Origin of the sequence: Gloeothece verrucosa PCC 7822, assembly GCF_000147335.1 — a bacterium.
In the GTDB taxonomy this organism is placed as follows: Bacteria; Cyanobacteriota; Cyanobacteriia; order Cyanobacteriales; family Microcystaceae; genus Gloeothece; species Gloeothece verrucosa.
The window spans coordinates 269,714-286,533 of record NC_014501.1 but is presented as its reverse complement, the minus strand read 5'-3'; the positions used below and the strand labels follow the sequence as shown (position 1 = coordinate 286,533).

Annotated in this window: 13 protein-coding genes and 1 pseudogene; 6 read left to right on the top strand and 8 right to left on the bottom strand. The window is 39.9% G+C overall.

Annotated features, from left to right (window positions below; translation table 11 throughout):
* Positions 1-208 precede the first annotated feature (208 nt).
* The 5 genes from CYAN7822_RS01230 to CYAN7822_RS40090 all read right to left on the bottom strand — a co-directional run bounded on the left by CYAN7822_RS01230 (position 209) and on the right by CYAN7822_RS40090 (position 5,489).
* The gene (locus CYAN7822_RS01230) at positions 209-2,635 is read right to left on the bottom strand and encodes an FHA domain-containing protein (protein ID WP_013320416.1); all 2,427 of its coding nucleotides are present in this window, start codon (positions 2,633-2,635) and stop codon (positions 209-211) included.
* A gap of 42 nt (positions 2,636-2,677) precedes the next feature.
* Entirely contained in the window at positions 2,678-4,609 is a 1,932-nt protein-coding gene (locus tag CYAN7822_RS01225; RefSeq protein WP_013320415.1) for a S9 family peptidase, read from the bottom strand.
* A 39-nt stretch (positions 4,610-4,648) separates the two neighbouring features.
* The gene (locus tag CYAN7822_RS40095; RefSeq protein ID WP_013320414.1) at positions 4,649-4,771 is read right to left on the bottom strand and encodes a hypothetical protein; all 123 of its coding nucleotides are present in this window, start codon (positions 4,769-4,771) and stop codon (positions 4,649-4,651) included.
* Between the two features lie 3 nt (positions 4,772-4,774).
* Positions 4,775-4,918: a hypothetical protein gene (locus tag CYAN7822_RS37365; protein WP_157871760.1), complete on the bottom strand. Its 144-nt coding sequence runs from the start codon at positions 4,916-4,918 to the stop codon at positions 4,775-4,777.
* Positions 4,919-5,357: 439 nt separating this feature from the next.
* Positions 5,358-5,489 (bottom strand): hypothetical protein, encoded by a 132-nt coding sequence (locus CYAN7822_RS40090; protein WP_013320413.1) that lies wholly within the window; start codon positions 5,487-5,489, stop codon positions 5,358-5,360.
* A 599-nt stretch (positions 5,490-6,088) separates the two neighbouring features.
* Here CYAN7822_RS40090 and CYAN7822_RS01220 point away from each other — a divergent pair.
* From CYAN7822_RS01220 to CYAN7822_RS01210, 3 genes are all read left to right on the top strand, one after another.
* Positions 6,089-6,379 carry a YkvA family protein gene (locus CYAN7822_RS01220; protein ID WP_013320412.1) on the top strand — a complete coding sequence of 97 codons (291 nt, stop codon included), beginning with the start codon at positions 6,089-6,091 and terminating at the stop codon, positions 6,377-6,379.
* 120 nt (positions 6,380-6,499) lie between these two features.
* Positions 6,500-6,796 carry a hypothetical protein gene (locus tag CYAN7822_RS01215; protein ID WP_013320411.1) on the top strand — a complete coding sequence of 99 codons (297 nt, stop codon included), beginning with the start codon at positions 6,500-6,502 and terminating at the stop codon, positions 6,794-6,796.
* 89 nt (positions 6,797-6,885) lie between these two features.
* Positions 6,886-8,361: a TldD/PmbA family protein gene (locus CYAN7822_RS01210; RefSeq protein WP_013320410.1), complete on the top strand. Its 1,476-nt coding sequence runs from the start codon at positions 6,886-6,888 to the stop codon at positions 8,359-8,361.
* 210 nt (positions 8,362-8,571) lie between these two features.
* Here the strand turns inward: CYAN7822_RS01210 and ltrA are convergent.
* Both ltrA and CYAN7822_RS01200 read right to left on the bottom strand, forming a co-directional pair.
* Positions 8,572-10,356: pseudogene (ltrA, locus tag CYAN7822_RS01205) on the bottom strand (group II intron reverse transcriptase/maturase).
* Between the two features lie 655 nt (positions 10,357-11,011).
* A complete protein-coding gene (locus CYAN7822_RS01200) occupies positions 11,012-12,154 on the bottom strand; it encodes an RNA-guided endonuclease InsQ/TnpB family protein (protein ID WP_013320409.1) in 1,143 nt (380 codons plus the stop codon).
* A 288-nt stretch (positions 12,155-12,442) separates the two neighbouring features.
* Here CYAN7822_RS01200 and CYAN7822_RS01195 point away from each other — a divergent pair, with 288 nt between their 5' ends.
* From CYAN7822_RS01195 to CYAN7822_RS01185, 3 genes are all read left to right on the top strand, one after another.
* A complete protein-coding gene (locus CYAN7822_RS01195) occupies positions 12,443-14,035 on the top strand; it encodes a GTP-binding protein (protein WP_013320408.1) in 1,593 nt (530 codons plus the stop codon).
* A gap of 50 nt (positions 14,036-14,085) precedes the next feature.
* Positions 14,086-14,526 carry a YraN family protein gene (locus CYAN7822_RS01190; RefSeq protein ID WP_013320407.1) on the top strand — a complete coding sequence of 147 codons (441 nt, stop codon included), beginning with the start codon at positions 14,086-14,088 and terminating at the stop codon, positions 14,524-14,526.
* Positions 14,527-14,737: 211 nt separating this feature from the next.
* Complete coding sequence (locus CYAN7822_RS01185; RefSeq protein ID WP_013320406.1) at positions 14,738-15,562, top strand: XDD4 family exosortase-dependent surface protein; 825 nt, start codon at positions 14,738-14,740, stop codon at positions 15,560-15,562.
* Positions 15,563-15,654: 92 nt separating this feature from the next.
* Here CYAN7822_RS01185 and CYAN7822_RS01180 read toward each other — a convergent pair whose 3' ends face one another.
* Positions 15,655-16,818 (bottom strand): iron-containing alcohol dehydrogenase family protein, encoded by a 1,164-nt coding sequence (locus tag CYAN7822_RS01180; protein ID WP_013320405.1) that lies wholly within the window; start codon positions 16,816-16,818, stop codon positions 15,655-15,657.
* Positions 16,819-16,820 lie beyond the last annotated feature (2 nt).

Genomic DNA, 16,820 nt, shown 5'->3' with positions numbered 1-16,820 from the left:
AGCAAGCCAATGTGAAAGGGCTTTTTTGATGGGATTTATACATTTGGCTCACCTCATTCTTTCTTAGCAAATTGTATCTATATATTTTCCTTTATACACTTTTTTTATTATAAATCTTTACAGACTTCGGATTTTTCTTTAACTTATTTTAATATTTTGGGAGAACTTTTTATCTATGATAAAATTGCAATAATTTTGCGGAAAGTCATTAAGTTTTAAAAACATCTTTACGTTTTTGCAACCAATAAGTAATCAGCAGGTAAACGGTAATATGCAGCAGGAGAATTCCCCAATTTTTCGCTAAATTATCCCAAGTTACAGCATAAACATCAGAGCGTTCTAGGGGTAACTTATAGCTGCCTCCTACATCGGTGGTTTCGGGATTAGGTGGAATCAGAAAATTGAGGTCAATAATTGTACCATAAGCGCCCACTGACCAACGACCAATCATCAACCAAGACAAAAATTTACTGACTCCTTTCATGCTAAATAATACACCGGCGAAGATAATTTGAGGCAATAATAAAATCGGCAAAGCACTATTAGCTTGGGTAATATTTTTGACACTAGCTGATACCATTAAACCCAGACTAATCGCTGCCATTAAGGTTAAAAATGTTGTGATAAATACTCCCACCGGCCAAGGAACGAGCAGAGTCGGAGACGAGGGAGCTTTAAAACAAATTAAAACCACCAATGTAATCAACACACTTTGCAGGATAGCTAATGCTCCTAAGCTCAAAACTTTAGACCCTAAATAGGCTAATAAGCCTAAATTAACTAGCCGCTCTCTCATATAAATAGCAGCTTCTTTGACGATTTCTTGTAGAGAACTGGCTAATCCAACCCAAATGGCGGCACAAGTAAAAACAAAGAGAACTTTTAAGGCTAAACCCGCCAGAGTCGCATCACTAACGCCTTTAAAAGGTGTTTGTTCTCGAATGGCTAAAGTCATTAAACTAATGCCGATGGGGGCTGTTAATAGGGATAATAATAAATTCACGCGGTCCCGCACCAGTAATTTAACATAGCGTTGAATTAGTACCGATAATTGTCGCCTAAAGGGGGCTTTAACTTGTTGAGGAACTAAATGTTCTTTTTGGGAAGATTGCGCGAGACGATTTTCTATATAGTCTTTGTAATATTCTGATTGATGATATTTTTGCTCGACAGTAGCAACGGCTTCTGGGGTATCTAATTCTATATAAATATCAGCAAAATCTCCACTATCAATCGTAAAAAATTCTAAGGCTTTATCTGGCGTGCCAAAATAACAGAGATTGCCGCCTAAGCCTAAAAATACTAAACGATCACAGAGAGTAATATTATTAGTCGCATGAGTCACTAAGATAACGGTTCTTCCTTCATTGGCTAATCTTCGCAACAATTGCATCATTTTTTTATCCAATCCGGGGTCTAATCCCGATGTGGGTTCATCTAAAAAGAATAATTTCGGATCAGCTAATAATTCTACAGCGATGCTAACCCGTTTTAACTGTCCTCCACTTAAATCTTTAACGAGAGTATCTTTTCGTTGAGACAGTTCCACATCATCGATGGTTTTGGCCAGCAGTTGATTTAAATTCTGGTCTGAAGGAAGTCTTAATTTAGCCGCATAATAAAGCACTTCATAAACCGTTAAATTCGTATGCACGATATCTTGTTGAGGAACATAACCGATTAAGGTTCTATAAATATTAAAATAAAGTCTAATATTATCTCCATTTAAATAAACGGCTCTTTCTATTGGAGTTTGATTATTGTCTTGACTAATGGCTTCTAAACCCAATAAAGTTTTGATTAAAGTAGATTTGCCTGAGCCGCTTCCGCCGACAATAGCCACTAATTGACCCGGTTCTATGACTAATGAAATATTATTTAATAATCTAATCGGTTGTTTTTTTCTATATTTAATTAACAAAATATTTTTAGCATCAATGCGAATTTGATCGCCGGCATCGGCTAAAACTAATTCATCTCTTTGTAATAAAAAAGTATAAGGTCCAATGCGAATACTATCTCCATCTGCAAGGTCAATAGACCCCTTCACCTTTTGATCGTTAACAAATACACCATTCGTGCTATAGTCGGTCAGCGTGTAACGACCGCCGTCTCCCTGATCAATGGTGGCGTGATGACGAGATATGGTGGGTGCATCTAATTCTAAGGTGGCTGTAGGGTCTCGACCGATGACCACAGAACGATTAGCTAAGGGAATAGTCCTAGTTCGTGGAAGAGTTCCCGTGTTGACTTTTTCAGGGTCAATATAAGTAATGGTTACCCATTTTCGTCGATTTTGTCCAATGCTAATCTGGTCCCCATGTTCAAGTTTATAGCCTTCTTTGGGGGGAATCAACCGATTTTTAATAAATAATCCGTTACTACTGGGCTTACTTTCTCCATCTCCATCATAGATATAATAATCTGTGCCTATTTTACGGAAACAAGCTTGGATTCGACTGACCATCGTCCAAGTTTGAGGGAGTGATAACCCGATGGGAGAGGGTTGATGAGGCTCTCTGCCCAAAATATGATAATCTTCACTCAGGTTAAAGGCTCGAATTTCTCCATTTTGATTCAATTCGATGCGAGGTTGATTAGTAACCAGTGTGGCGGGACGAGGATGAGTAGTCATGGGTTATGAGTAGTCGTTGAACATCTCTACCACGAGAGTTTTTTAAGCTAAATTTTCGATGGCTACGGGTTCAAGGGAATCAGCCGGGGTAAAGCCAAAAATGCGGGAATAAAAGTAAAATTCTCCATCTAAAGCGCGTTTGATGTTTTCGGCGCGGCGGAACCCATGTTGTTCTCCTTCAAAGGGAACGTATGCCACCGGTAACCCCTTAGTTTTGATCGCTGCTACCATCATTTCAGCTTGATTAGGGGGAACCACTTTATCTTCTAATCCTTGAAAGAAGATCACAGGACAGTCGAGACGATCCGTAAACATAATAGGTGATCGTTGTTGATAAAGGTCTTTTTCTTGGGGATATTGACCAATTAAGCGGTCTAGATAGCGAGATTCAAATTTATGAGTATCTTTGGCTAACGCTTCTAAATCGCTGACTCCATAATAACTCGCTCCGGCTTGAAAGACATTGCGAAATGTTAAGGCGGCTAAAGTGGTGTAACCGCCGGCACTTCCCCCAGAAATAGCGAGGCGTTTTCCGTCTGCTTTCCCTTGTTGAACTAAATATTTTGCCGCATTAATACAGTCATCCACATCGACAATTCCCCAGTTTTTATCTAAGCGTTGGCGGTATTCTCGGCCAAATCCTGTACTGCCGCCATAATTGACATCTAAGTAAGCAAATCCTCGACTGGTCCAGTATTGCACTCTTAAGCTAAAATTAGCGGTGGCACAGGCGGTCGGCCCTCCATGACTTTTTACCAGTAGAGGGGGTAATTCTCTGTCAGGGGCGATGTAATCTTTATTGGTAGGGGGATAATACCAAGCATAGGCAGTTAATCCGCCTTCGGTGGGGAAAGCGATCACTTCAGGAATAGAAATATATCCTAGGTCGATGTCTAGGTTAGTAGATTGTTTGAGGATGGTGGTTTGTTTGCTGTTTAAGTCTACTTTAATGACTGCGTTGGGTTGGGTGGGGGAACCGCCGATAAAAACTAGGGTGTTTTTGTAGGATTTGAGAGAACCTATTTCTGTGCAGGGGGTGTCGATGGGAGTTAAATTGCCGGTGTTGGGATTTAATTGTGCCAGATACCACCGACCATTTTGAGTGTAGGTACAGTAGATCTCGTCACCGGCAAGGGTATAGGTAGAGATGCCAAATACCCAATGAGGATAAGCAAATTCTGCATTGAGGGGACATAGAGTATCGATGGTTCCGGACTGATGGTAGCGGTAGAGATTCCACCATCCTGTGCGATCACTGGAAAAATATAATTGCCCCTCCTCTGACCATTTGGGTTCACAAATTGATTCATTTTCCCCGCCGGCGATAATTTTCGCTGCTTTGAGGGTACCATCTTCTTGAACAGAGGCGATAGATAATTCAGTTTCATCCCAAGGTAAGTTAGGATGATTCCAACTTAACCAAGCTAATTGTAATCCGTCGGGACTTAGACGAGGTGAGGAGTAAAAGTCACTTCCACTGACTAGAGTTGTTATGTCACCGGTGTTGATATCGATGCTGATAATACTATTTTCGGGTTCTAGGTCCGAGTTAGAGTGATCCTCACAAACGCAGATTAAGCGGCTTCGTTGTGAGTCTACAATTGCATCTGCGTAGCGTCGTTTTGATTCGGCGGTGAGGGGTTGCGGTTCACGGTTGGGGAGTTGTTTATAGAGTCTCCCGTCGACAAAATTGGAAAAATAGACTGTTCCCTCTGCAACGATACAACTACCTCCTCCGTATTCATGCACACGGGTCCGCACATTATAGGGTTGAGGGGTAATATCGCTAGTCGTTCCATCTGAAGCGAGTTTGACTAAGACATTTCTTCCTCCTTCGGTGGGTCTTGCTTCTAACCAGTAAATATCCTCTCCATCGAGGATCACATTACCGAGTCCAATACTTCCAGCAACGATTAAGTCTGAGGTAATGGGAGATTTCCAAGATCCATAAGGGGCGGTTTGGGGGTTAGTCATGATGGTTTTGAGGGGAGTTTGGGAGCGTTTTTTATTTTACTACTTTTTAATGATAATGCGGCTTAATTCTTCTTGATACCCTGATGGTTTTACTCGTAAAATTTGATCTTTGAGAACAATTATTTTGTCTTGAACTTGCTGAGAGCAGTCTGCCAAATTCATTCATTATGCTCCCTCAAATTCTAAATCTAGAAGTTTTTCAAACTCCTCACTAATTTTATTGGAAACTTCGTCAATAATATTAGTATCGATTAACTTGTTTTCTTGATTAATGATGCTTTTCAGTTCACCGTTTTCTAGAGTGTACACGGCAAAATCATTAATATTTAAAACTTCTAATTCAGCAACGACTTTAAAAAGTTTTTGCCGCTTATTTTTTCCATTTAAATTTAAGCTATTTTTTTGAGATTGTAATGTATTACCTGCCTGGATAAATTCAAAAAATTTGATACTATTAGCTTTTCCATTAGGTCAATCAATTCTCATCGCTCTCAATTTCACTATACCGCCGGTAGGGTAATAGCGAAAACCTTCAAGAACAGATTTTACCTCTCAGGGTGTGGCACATTTAAATTTTAGATGATCACGTTAACAAACAAACCCTCAAACCTTTACCTGTTGCAGGAGTGCCTAATCAAAACTTGTAATTCCCTTGCCTGACAGTTAAGGAATTTTTTCGGTTCAGACTGAAAATTTGGGTAACCCGTCCCTAAATAGCTTTCGCCAAAGCAAAATATCCGGTTAATGCTCAGTTTTTCTGGCACAATTGCAGTTTTTTGTCTCTTTGCGCTTGTTGCGCTTGACATAATTCCAGTGTCTTCTGCATTACCTCTCTCGCAAACTCTAGATAGTTCTCTATTTGTTGATGTTGAGTATCCATTGTGCTACTTATCCTTACTGTAATTGGTTCTTGATACAGCTTGTGACAATTTCATCCCCAAAACGGGTGTTTTTACTGATTGAGCTATGGGGAAAGAACGCAAAAGCTATCTCAGTTATAGTCGGTTATCTCCTGCTTGCATAGTGTTGTTTACAAAAAAAAATATCAAACCCAGAAACTCCTGTAGTTTCTAGGTTTGGCGCTTACTAAATACCAGCAATTTATAGGTGAAAGCGCTGGCAATATTTAAATTTTCTTAAGATTTTTAATAGATTAACCTACTCTTAAATCAAACATGAGAGCAATTTCTTTAGACTTTTTTGGGATTTAGTTGGGGAATTAGATTGAGTATTTGTGCTTATTTATATTATTGACCTTCATAGAGGAGAATGGGGCTTTTTGTAACAAAATTTAACAAATTCGCCGAAGTAATTATTTTAAATCCCCCAAGTTCCCGAATCCCAATAAGTCGTTTAAGTCAGTGGATTTAAACGCTTTACATTTTCCCAGAAAACCGAACCTTAGAGAGAACAATCCCTACTGTTTTCTCGAGGGTAAACTCGTAAAAATAAAGATAGAACGAGTATGGATAGGTAGAAATGAACCATATTGTTGAGTCTTTTTATAACTGGTATCGGAGTCAAGTCCGTAATCCTAAGTATCGTTGGGTTATTATTTTAGGCACTTTTCTCTATTTAATAAGTCCCATTGATATTCTGCCTGACTTTATTCCTATCCTGGGATGGATTGACGATGGAGTAGTGCTTACTCTGCTAATGACAGAAATTTCGCGGCTAATCACTGAAAATCGCCAACGTCGGCACGAAATTAATAATCCTGAATCACAACCTCAAGACGCTACTGTAGAAGTTTCCGCTACTTCTGAATAAATTTATCCGAAACATTAAACATAAATTCTCTCAAGCTAAAGCCTGCCTATGCAGGCTTAAATATTTAATATTAACGCGGTTTTTTGTTATCATGAAAAAAATGAACAAAATCCTCTCACCATGAAAAAAAATAATTTTTTTAGACGATTTCAAATTCTTTTTAAGAGAAACGTTAGAAAAGTTACTAATCAAGCCGGCGAAGCCTTAAACCAAGAAATCGAGGGAATTATTGATAAAACCCTTTCTAACCAAGAAATGGAATCTCTTTTAGTGAGAGCCATAGAAAAATTAATTATACGAATGTTTAAAAAATATAGTTTGCTAATTTTTGGGTTTATTATTATTTTATTTGTTATTCAATTAGTGGTTTTAAATTGGAGTATTCAAGCGCTGAAAAGCTGTCCTCTGTCTTATTAAGTATTGACAAAAGAAATAAAATATGGATAAATAGAGCACAGCTAATTAGATAAACTGAAGGAATAACTTGGTGAGGACTAAAAAAAGAGATGGTACAAGCGCCGCCAAAAAAAACCACAGCAGAATTAGCCAATCTAGCCATTGAATTAATCCGTCAAACCGGCTGCGAATATGGAGACATTCGCTTTTGTAGCTACCGTAATCAACGCTACCGCGCCCGCGATCACTCCCTGGCCGACTTAAGAGATGATATTAACTCAGGTTTTGGGGTGCGAGTTCTTTATCAAGGGGCTTGGGGATTTGCGGCTTCACATCGAAAAACCCCCGAAGAAATTAGCCGCATCGTCACTTTAGCCGTAGAAATTGCCAAAGCCAGCCGCCTCACTCAACAACAACCCGTTAAATTAGTTCCGGTTGAAGCCTATCAAGATACTTATATAACTCCCATCGAAATTGATCCTTTTAGCATTCCCATCGAAGAAAAAGCCCAACTGCTATTAACCCTGACTGATGGACTTCTCGCCTATGGTGATCGCGGCGTGAAAAAAGCCGAGGCCTTTCTCAGTTTTACCCAAGAAGAAAAAACCTTCGCCTCCACAGAAGGATCATTGATTACACAAACCATCTATCGCAGTTATGCCGGTTTTGGTTGCACAGCAGTAGCTAATGGAGATGCCCAAACTCGCTATTATGAACGTTATCCCCTCAATTTAGGCTATGAACATATTAATCGGCAAGACCTCTTAAACAATGTAGATCGAGTCGCCCTTGAGGCCATCGAAAAAGTAAACGCCCCTAAAATCCCCTCTACTCAAACAACCCTCATCCTCAAACCAACCAATCTCTGGTTAACCATTCATGAATCTGTTGGGCACCCCACAGAATTAGATCGCGTCTATGGCTATGAGGCTAACTTTGCCGGCACAAGCTTTGCTACTACCGATAAATTAGGAAAACTGCAATATGGGGCCCCTTGGATTAACTTTATCGCGGATCGCACCCAAGCCGCAGGACGAGGAACCGTCGCTTATGATGATGAAGGAGTCAAAGCGCAACAATGGTATGTGATTAAAGAGGGTATTTTAGTAGACTATCTCACCGACCGAGAAACCGCCCATCGATTAGGACGAGAAAGCAGTAACGGAAGCGCTTATGCAGATAGTTGGGGCAGTATTCCTATGGTACGCATTCCCAATTTAGGATTAGAACCGGGGCCTGATGGGGGAAGTCATACTGCCAGCTTAGAGGAGATGATAGCCGATACCGAAGAGGGAATTTTAATTGATGGAATTGGCAGTTATTCTATTGATCAGCAACGGCGTAACTTTCAATTTGGCGGAGATGCCTTTTGGAAAATTGAAAAGGGCAAAATCGTAGGGATGTTAAAAAATGTGACCTATCATTCTATGACCACCGATTTTTGGAATAGTATAGATGCCCTAGGCCCAGCGTCAGAAAGAATCCAATGCGGAACCAATATGTGTGGCAAAGGCGAACCCATGCAAGTGGCCCAAATGACTCATGCTTGTGTACCGGTGCGCGTTAGAAATATTCAAATTGGTTGACCGGGTTAAAGAAAGTCATGAGTCATTGGTCTGTAGCCATTACTAGGAATACACTGTTGACATCCTCGCCGACCTGAAGGGGCGATTCCTCTTTCACAAGCTCAACTGAACCGGTTTAAAGGTGGTGGGCGCTTCAACAGAAATTGCTACCGAGGTAGTCTTACACTTCCTCTTTCTTTTACCTGAAGATGCTTTCACATCGCGATTAAACTAAGCCAGAGGGTCGCCCCCCTGACTCGTCTTCAGAACGGAGCGTGAGACTTTAGTTTCACTCCGCTCCTCAATTACACGGCTCTTATCATGAGTACCCGTCATATCCTGTGCAGTTTTCAGGTCGTGGCAATGTCGATGGAGTAACTGCTTATTTTGTTTTGAGTTTTTACCCCCCTTGAACTTGGGGATAATGTGGTCGGTTTCTATTAAATCTCCATCTCGGAAATGTAATCCACAATATGCACAGCGTCCTCTTTGTTTCTTTAATAGATTTGCTTTTTCTGCTGGCATTTCAGGGTGTTTCCCTAATCGACTACTCCAATAGATCATATCCCCGTCGTAAGGACTTCTTACTCCCTGTACCTTGACGTATTTGACTTTTTCAGTTTCACCGTGTGTATTCAGGGTTAATCCGTCTTTTGTTTTAAACACCCAGTTTCTTGTCTTTTCGGATTGCCAGTATTTTCTGACTATCCAGTGCTTATTTTTTCTTGGGTGTCTGTAATGACTCCACGCTCTAAGTTGTTGATAGGTGATATTATCGCATTTATAAAAGGTGTCTTTACATATTACTGTTTTGTAATAATTAGTCCATCCTTTTATTACCGTATTTAATTGCTTGATTAAGGCACTTTGCGGTTGCGTTTTATGCTTTTGGATTAAATTACCTATCTTATAATTGTGGAGTTTTACTTTTTCTTTGGCGGGTTTGATAAGGGTTTTAAAACCTAGTCTTTTTCCGTTGGTATTTTTTCCGCTATTATGTATTCCCTTGATTGGGTATTGTCGGATATTAAATCCAAGGAAATTGAATCCTAAATTCCCGTTATACTCATAAAGAGTATGGGTAATTTTAGTTTTGCTAGGTTTGAGTTATAGTCCCATTTCTGCTAACCAGTCCCTTATTAGTTCCTGGCATTTTAGAATGACCTCTAGATTTTCATGGATTATTACAAAGTCGTCTGCATATCTAATTAATGATAATGCTTTTCGATTCCTTTGTTTCTTCCCTTTCAAAGTTTCCGCGTATTGCTTAACTTTTATTTCCATTCCGTGCAAGGCTATATTGGCTAATAAAGGGCTAAGAACACCGCCCTGTGGTGTACCTTCGTCGGTTGGAAATAGGGATTTTCCCTCCATTACTCCTGCCTTTAACCAAGCTTTGATTTGTCGTCTTAGCTTTGGGTAAGTTTCTAATTTCGCCAGAAGTCTATCATGATTGATTTTATCAAAGCATTTTGAAATGTCAGCATCTAAGACATATTTTGCCTTATGACTAATTACATTAAATATTGCTTCGATTGCATCATGGGCTGAACGTGCTGGTCGGAAACCATAAGAATTCGGTTCAAACTTTGCCTCCCATTCGGGTTCTAACATTAGTTTTACTACTGCTTGTAAAGCACGTTCATACATTGTTGGAATTCCTAATGGTCGTTTTTCATCTGTTCCAGCTTTTGGAATCCATACTCGACGAGTTGGTTGACTTTTGTGACCCAATTTTAACCCTTCAGCAAGTGCCATTCTTTGTTTAGGAGATAGGGATTTAACTCCGTCAATTCCTGCGGTTTTCTTGCCCGAATTATCTTGAGTAACTCGTCGAACTGCTATTAATTTAGCGTACCAGCTATTTAAGAGTAGCCGTTGTAATTTGTGAACTACTCTGACATTGCCCTGTTGACTGGCTCTATATATTCGTTTTTGGAGTTTAAAGATACATCTTTCGACTTTACGCCAATTGATGTCCTTCCATTCATACATCGGTTTTGTGACCGTGTTCATAACATATTCGCTCCTATTAGCGACTATATATTCCATGTAATCGGGTGTACGTCAGCATATCCTATTTATTACAAACAGGCTTTGGCTTTTTACACCATCTTTCCCTTATAAATCTTGCGTTGGTTACTACTTGGATAAATCGACCTATTTCCAAGAGATTTATAAGGTTTACTTCGTTCCTAATATCCGTTGCTGCTAGCTTTAGGTTCTCTTTCTACGCCGAGTCTATATGGATGTTCCCAGTTCAGAAACGGAAATCTGCTGGCATTTTAGACCTTTAACTTTTGTTTCCAGCCGATAGAACGAGTAGGCTGGGTGACTCTAACGACGTTTCAGGCAAGAGTTCGTATTCCTAACCATGACTAGATGTTAGACAGGATTCACCATCGTTCTTGGTGTTACTGCCTTTTCGCCCCGCTTTAGCCTATAAGTTTACCAGTCTTAAATGACTAGGGGCGATACTGTCACCGTAACATCTACGGGAAAGGACTAGGTATTTAGTGATTCTTTGCAGTTTCAACCATCTTTCTTAGCTTTTGGCTCAGATGGCTACCATCACCTTTACGGATATTAAGTTATCACCTGATGAGGATTTAAGTGCTTGTTCAACCTCATGGTTACTCATCAGATGTCAGTCATCCCTAAGTATTACTGCTTATTTCGACTGAACGAGTCGCACTCCGTTTAAAGTCTCGGATAGTCCACCCGCGACTAAAATGTTTTTAGCTGCATTCACATCCCTGTCATGCCATGTGCCACAGAAAAGACAAAGCCACTCTCTAACATAAAGTTCTTTTTTGCCTCCCTTTTTCCCACAACACGAGCATTTTTGTGATGTTGGCTCCCATCGGTCAATTATCCGTAAATCACGCCCGTATTTTTCCGATTTAGCTGTTAACATATCTCGGAAGGTACACCATCCCAAATCTGATATGGCTCGGGCGAGTTTACGGTTTTTCATTAACCCACTTGTATTTAAATCTTCTAGAGCGATAGTTTGATTTTCACGCACAACTCTAGTGGATAGTTTATGAAGAAAATCTTTTCTAGTGTCAGCTATTTTGGCATGGAGTTTAGCTACTTTTTTACGAGCTACTTCACGCCGTTTACTACCTTTTTTCTTTCTAGAAAATTTCCTTTGTAGCTTCTTGAGCCTCTTTAATCTTTTCTTTAAGGGCTTAGGGGCTTTGACCTTTTCACCATTGCTAAAAGTGGCGAAGTCAATAATACCCAAGTCAATTCCAATAGATTGCTCATTGTCGGGCAACTTTTCAGGATGTATCTCAACTACAAAACTCAAGAAATACCTGTCAGCACTATCTTTAATCAGCGTGACTGATGAGGGGGGAGAAGGCAGGGGTCTAGTCCAAACAATTCGTAGTTTACCTATCTTTGGGAGATAGACATTGTGTTGTCTTACCTTAAACCCGTTATCGGTAAACTTGGCTGACTGTCTCGATTTACGCTTCTTAAATTTAGGAGGCTTTATCTTTTTCCCTTTCCTCTCTCCTTTGCAAGATTTAAAAAAGTTAGAATAAGCTTGTTCTAAATCTTTTAATGATTGCTGCAAGGGGATAGAAGACACTTCCCCTAACCATTCTTTTTCGCTACTCTTCTTAAGTTGAGTTAACCTTTTAGACAGTTCGCCATAGCTGGGTTTTTTCTCTCCTTGCTTATATTTCTCTTGACAAAAACTCAAGGCATCATTCCAGACTACCCGACAACAACCAAACAGTCTAGCGATGGCTATCTGTTGGTCTTTTGTTGGGTAAACGCGAAATTGATACCTGGCTTTCATTGCAATTGTATTATATCCTTATGTAGGAGTATATCACTAATCAAGCCTTATGACAAGAAGAATGAAGAAAATACAGTTCTATATCAATGAGCTAGAATATGAGAAGCTCAAAAACTACGCTCAAAAATTAAATATTACGATGTCGGAGGTTTTGAGAGATTTCATTAAGTCTATAAATTCGCCCTAGAAGGGCGAGGTTTTTACCCGCAATTTTCGATAAAGTGTAGGAAAATGATTCGGTGAGAAATCACTGATGACTACTGACTAATGACTGCTGACTAACCGAAAATGCCTCTGCCACGCCTACTGACTCTAATTATTAGTCTAGGAATCCTTCTGGGACTACTTTTGTGGTTAATTGATTCGATTTACAGACTCTACAGCCAAATAGCCTGGAGTTCCCCTTTATTGGCTCATTTGATGGTTTGGTTGTTGATTGTTGTACTTGGGTGCATTATTTATGGGTTCTTCTATTACTTCAATGTTTTCTCATCCCCAAAACAGTCCAGTAAAAAGGCCCGTTACCGTCGTATAGCCGCTAAACTTCCCCAACAAAAAACCGAGGCCGCCTCAGAAAATCTGAAAGCTGTTAAAAGACAAGTGCAGCAAATTCAGGATAAAGTTTCTCAAAAAGCCTTATTAAGCAGATCGCAAGAAATAGAAGCTAATTTAGCCCGAGGAGAATTGCGAGTAGTGGTATTCGGCACCGGTTCAGCCGGCAAAACTTCTCTGGTTAATGCTTTAATCGGCGAAATGGTGGGTAATGTTGAGGCCACTATGGGAACCACTCAGATAGGCGAAACTTATCGGCTTAAATTAAAAGGGATTTCTCGGGAAATTTTAATTACCGATACTCCAGGAATTTTAGAAGCCGGCATCGCCGGAACACAACGAGAACAATTAGCCAGACAGTTAGCGACTGAGGCAGACCTACTTTTATTTGTAATAGATAATGATTTACGTCAATCTGAATATGAACCCCTGCGAATGTTAGTAGGAATTGGTAAACGATCCCTACTGATTTTTAACAAAACTGATCTGTATTCTGATGAAGATCAAGAAGTCATTTTAAATCAGTTAAAACAACGGGTACAAGACTTTATTAATGCGGCTGATATTGTGGCACTGGCGGCTAACCCTCAACCCGTGCAATTAGAAAATGGAGAACTCATTCAACCTGAACCGGATATTATTCCTTTAATTAAACGGTTAGCGGCTATTTTACGGGCAGAGGGAGAGGATTTAATTGCTGATAATATCTTATTGCAATCGCAACGATTAGGAGAAGAAGCTAGAAAAATTATTGATAGTCAAAGACGAAGACAAGCTGATAAAATTATAGACCGTTATCAATGGATAGGAGCCGGAGTAATTGCCGTTACACCTTTACCGGTTGTGGATATGTTAGCCGCCGCCGCCGTTAACGCCCAAATGGTGATCGAAATTGGTCAGGTTTATAACTGTGAAATTAATAGCGAGAGAGGAAAAGAATTAGCCTTATCTTTAGGCAAAACGTTGGTCAGTTTAGGAGTGGTTAAAGGAGCCGTAGAATTATTAGCAAGAGCCTTACAGTTTCAGGTAGCCACTTATATAGTCGGGAAAGCCATACAAGCAGTAACAGGTGCTTATTTAACCCGTATTGCCGGGAAAAGTTTTGTGGAATATTTCCGCCACGATCAAGACTGGGGAGATGGAGGAATTACCGAAGTTGTGCAGCGACAGTTTCAGTTAAGCCGCAAGGATGAGTTTATCAAAGCCTTTATTTCAGATGCTATTAATAAAGTGGTTAAACCTTTTTCTGATCAATGGCAAGATCCCGAAGAAGAACAAGAAGAAGAAACCGAAGAAGTTTACGTCAGAAGAAATGATGATGATTGGTAAGGGAAAAGATAACTAATAACTAATAACTAACGACTAACTACTAACGACTAATGACTAAAATTGGTGAACTCGGAGAAAAATTAGTTTTAGAATGGTTAAAAGCGCAACAATGGTCTATCCTTCATCATCGCTGGCGTTGTCGTTGGGGAGAAATTGACATCATTGCTCAATGCTTAACTTGTCCAACTTTAGCATTTATAGAGGTTAAAACACGCAGTAGCGGCAATTGGGATGCTGACGGGTTATTAGCAATTAACACGCAAAAACAACTTAAACTTATCCGAAGTGCAGGATTATTTTTAGGTGAATACCCGAATTTAGCTCTTTTACCTTGTCGTTTTGATGTTGCTATAGTGAGTTATAAAAAGAAAAAGTGTGACCTCAATCAACCCATCAAATCAGATATTAGTTTAGGTAAGCCGGTCTTTTGGGAAGGCTATCAATTAACCCTCAGTCAATATCTTGAGGCGGCTTTTGAGTCAGAACTTTAGCGGGATATTTTGTTAAGAATATATCAAACACTAGCAAGAATTTATCATAAATTTATTTTGTAAAAAAATGTTGACAAATGTAAAAATAATTGTTACAAATAGATTTAAGTGGAATCGCTTAAGTTAATTTAACTAATTTAAATCATATAGAGTAATTTAGCTAAAGAAAAACACTGAGTTGATCAGCTATTAAAGAAGGAAAAAGCTATTAATGAAATTTCTCAATCAACCATCGTTTGTTAACATCATTAAACCTGCACTATGGATAGCTGGTGTGGCTTTATCACCTGTACTACTAGCCTGGCAAACTCCTGTACAAGCCGCTTCAATCTCTGTTACAGGGACAGGTACTAACTCAGTTTCTTCCAATTCTTTATCAGCAAAAGCCACCTTTGATGACAGTCTTAACCCAGGAAAGTTAACAATAACCCTGGAAAACTTGAACCCCGTCTCAAAACCGAGTGATGTACTGACAGGGGTTTTTTGGGATCTTACCGGCAATCCTAGCTTATCTTTGTTTTCAGCTACAGCCCCAACGGTCATCAACGGTAATAACACGGCAACCAATGTCAATCTTGCAACCCCCAAGCTATGGGGCTTTTCATCTACTACTGTCTCTACAGGATTGGGTGGCAATGCAAGTCCGCAAGTAACACAGCATTATGGACTAGGAACTGCCGGCTTTGGGATCACTCCAGGGTTTCATCTTTCCGAGGATGGGGGTACTCAGCAATTTAATTACGGCATTATCAAGAGTGTCAATGCTGATGCTAATAACCCAGTGAAAAAAGGAACTTTTGTCAAAGATAGCGTAACCTTCGTTTTATCGAATTTGCCGGCTGACTTTAAACTCAACTCGATTAAAAATGTTCGTTTCCAATATGGAACTGACCTAAGTGAACCGAGTTTATCTAATACTAATGCACCTGCACCCAGCGCGACATCTAGAGAAATTCCTGAACCAAGCACGATAGTAGGTCTAGCCTTGTTTTTAAGTGGATTGATGCTTACCCGTCAACCAAAGTCTCTCTCCTAGAAAAAAAGTAAAATTCTGAGCCTTAGTTTGCTTTGGAGGTTCAGTTTTTTTTATTAGGATAAAAAAGTAGTGGGACAAAGCCCACCGTAATTTTAATCCAAACTTTTAACATCTTGCTCTCGGCGACTTTCGCGTAAAACCGTAGTAGAAACCATCGCCGCCATCAACTCGTCTGGAATCACCGTAAAAGGCAAACGATGAATATCGGACTTAGGATTACAAGCCACCTCAGCCGCATGACGCAACTCAGATAAAGTAATATTTTTTAACCCCAAATCTTCTAAACTTTTTGGTAAACCAATCTGATCATAAAATTTTAATAACTGTTGACGAGCAGAAACAGCCAATTGATTACCCTGTACCATTTCTTCTAGCCGCAATTGTACCAAAATCCCATAAGCCACTTTTTCTCCATGTAAGGCATCATGAGCCGCCGGCAGGTGAGTTAAGCCATTATGGACAGCATGAGCCGCCACAGTACGACAATTTGCTCCTCCCAAACCTCCAATGACTCCAGCTACTAAAACCGTAGCATCTACCACCTCACGCCATTCTTCGCCGCCGGGAGTAGAGAGTGCTTTCTCAGATTTTTGCAAAAGAATATCTCTTAAAATTCTCGCTTGTTGCACCGCAGAAATAATTAAAGTGGCGCTAGAATTCCCACTACTTACTGATGCTTCATACCATTTAGCCAGTGCATCTCCGATTCCGGCTATTAAGGTTCTTTGAGGAGCAGTTTTAATCAAATCATAATCCAAAATCAATAAATCAGGACAGCGAGATAAAGGCACATCATATAAAAAAGCCCCCTGATCTGAATAAACATTAGATAAGGCACTCCAAGCCGCACAAGTTGCCGCAGAAGTGGGAATAGTCACCACAGGCAGTTGACATTGAGCGGCTAATAATTTGCTCATATCTAAGGCTTTACCCCCACCCACCCCAATAATTAAATCAGCTTGATGCTCTTTGACTAAATTCTTAAGAAATTTCCGAGAATTTTCTGAGCAATCAGGGCTATAATTAGCTGTAGAGATACAGAGGTTATGCTGATCAAAAAGCGGTTTTAAACGAGGTTCGACTAAATTTAGGGTGTGATTTCCCCCAACAATCAGAGGACGTTTTCCCAAACGGGTGATCGCTTCCCCAGTCTGCAATAAAATATTTTCCCCTCTTAACACTTGTGTCGGAGCAATCATTAGGGGAGGTAAAATAGTTGCAGTTGAATTTAACAATTGAGGTGTTTTTTGTTTCATGA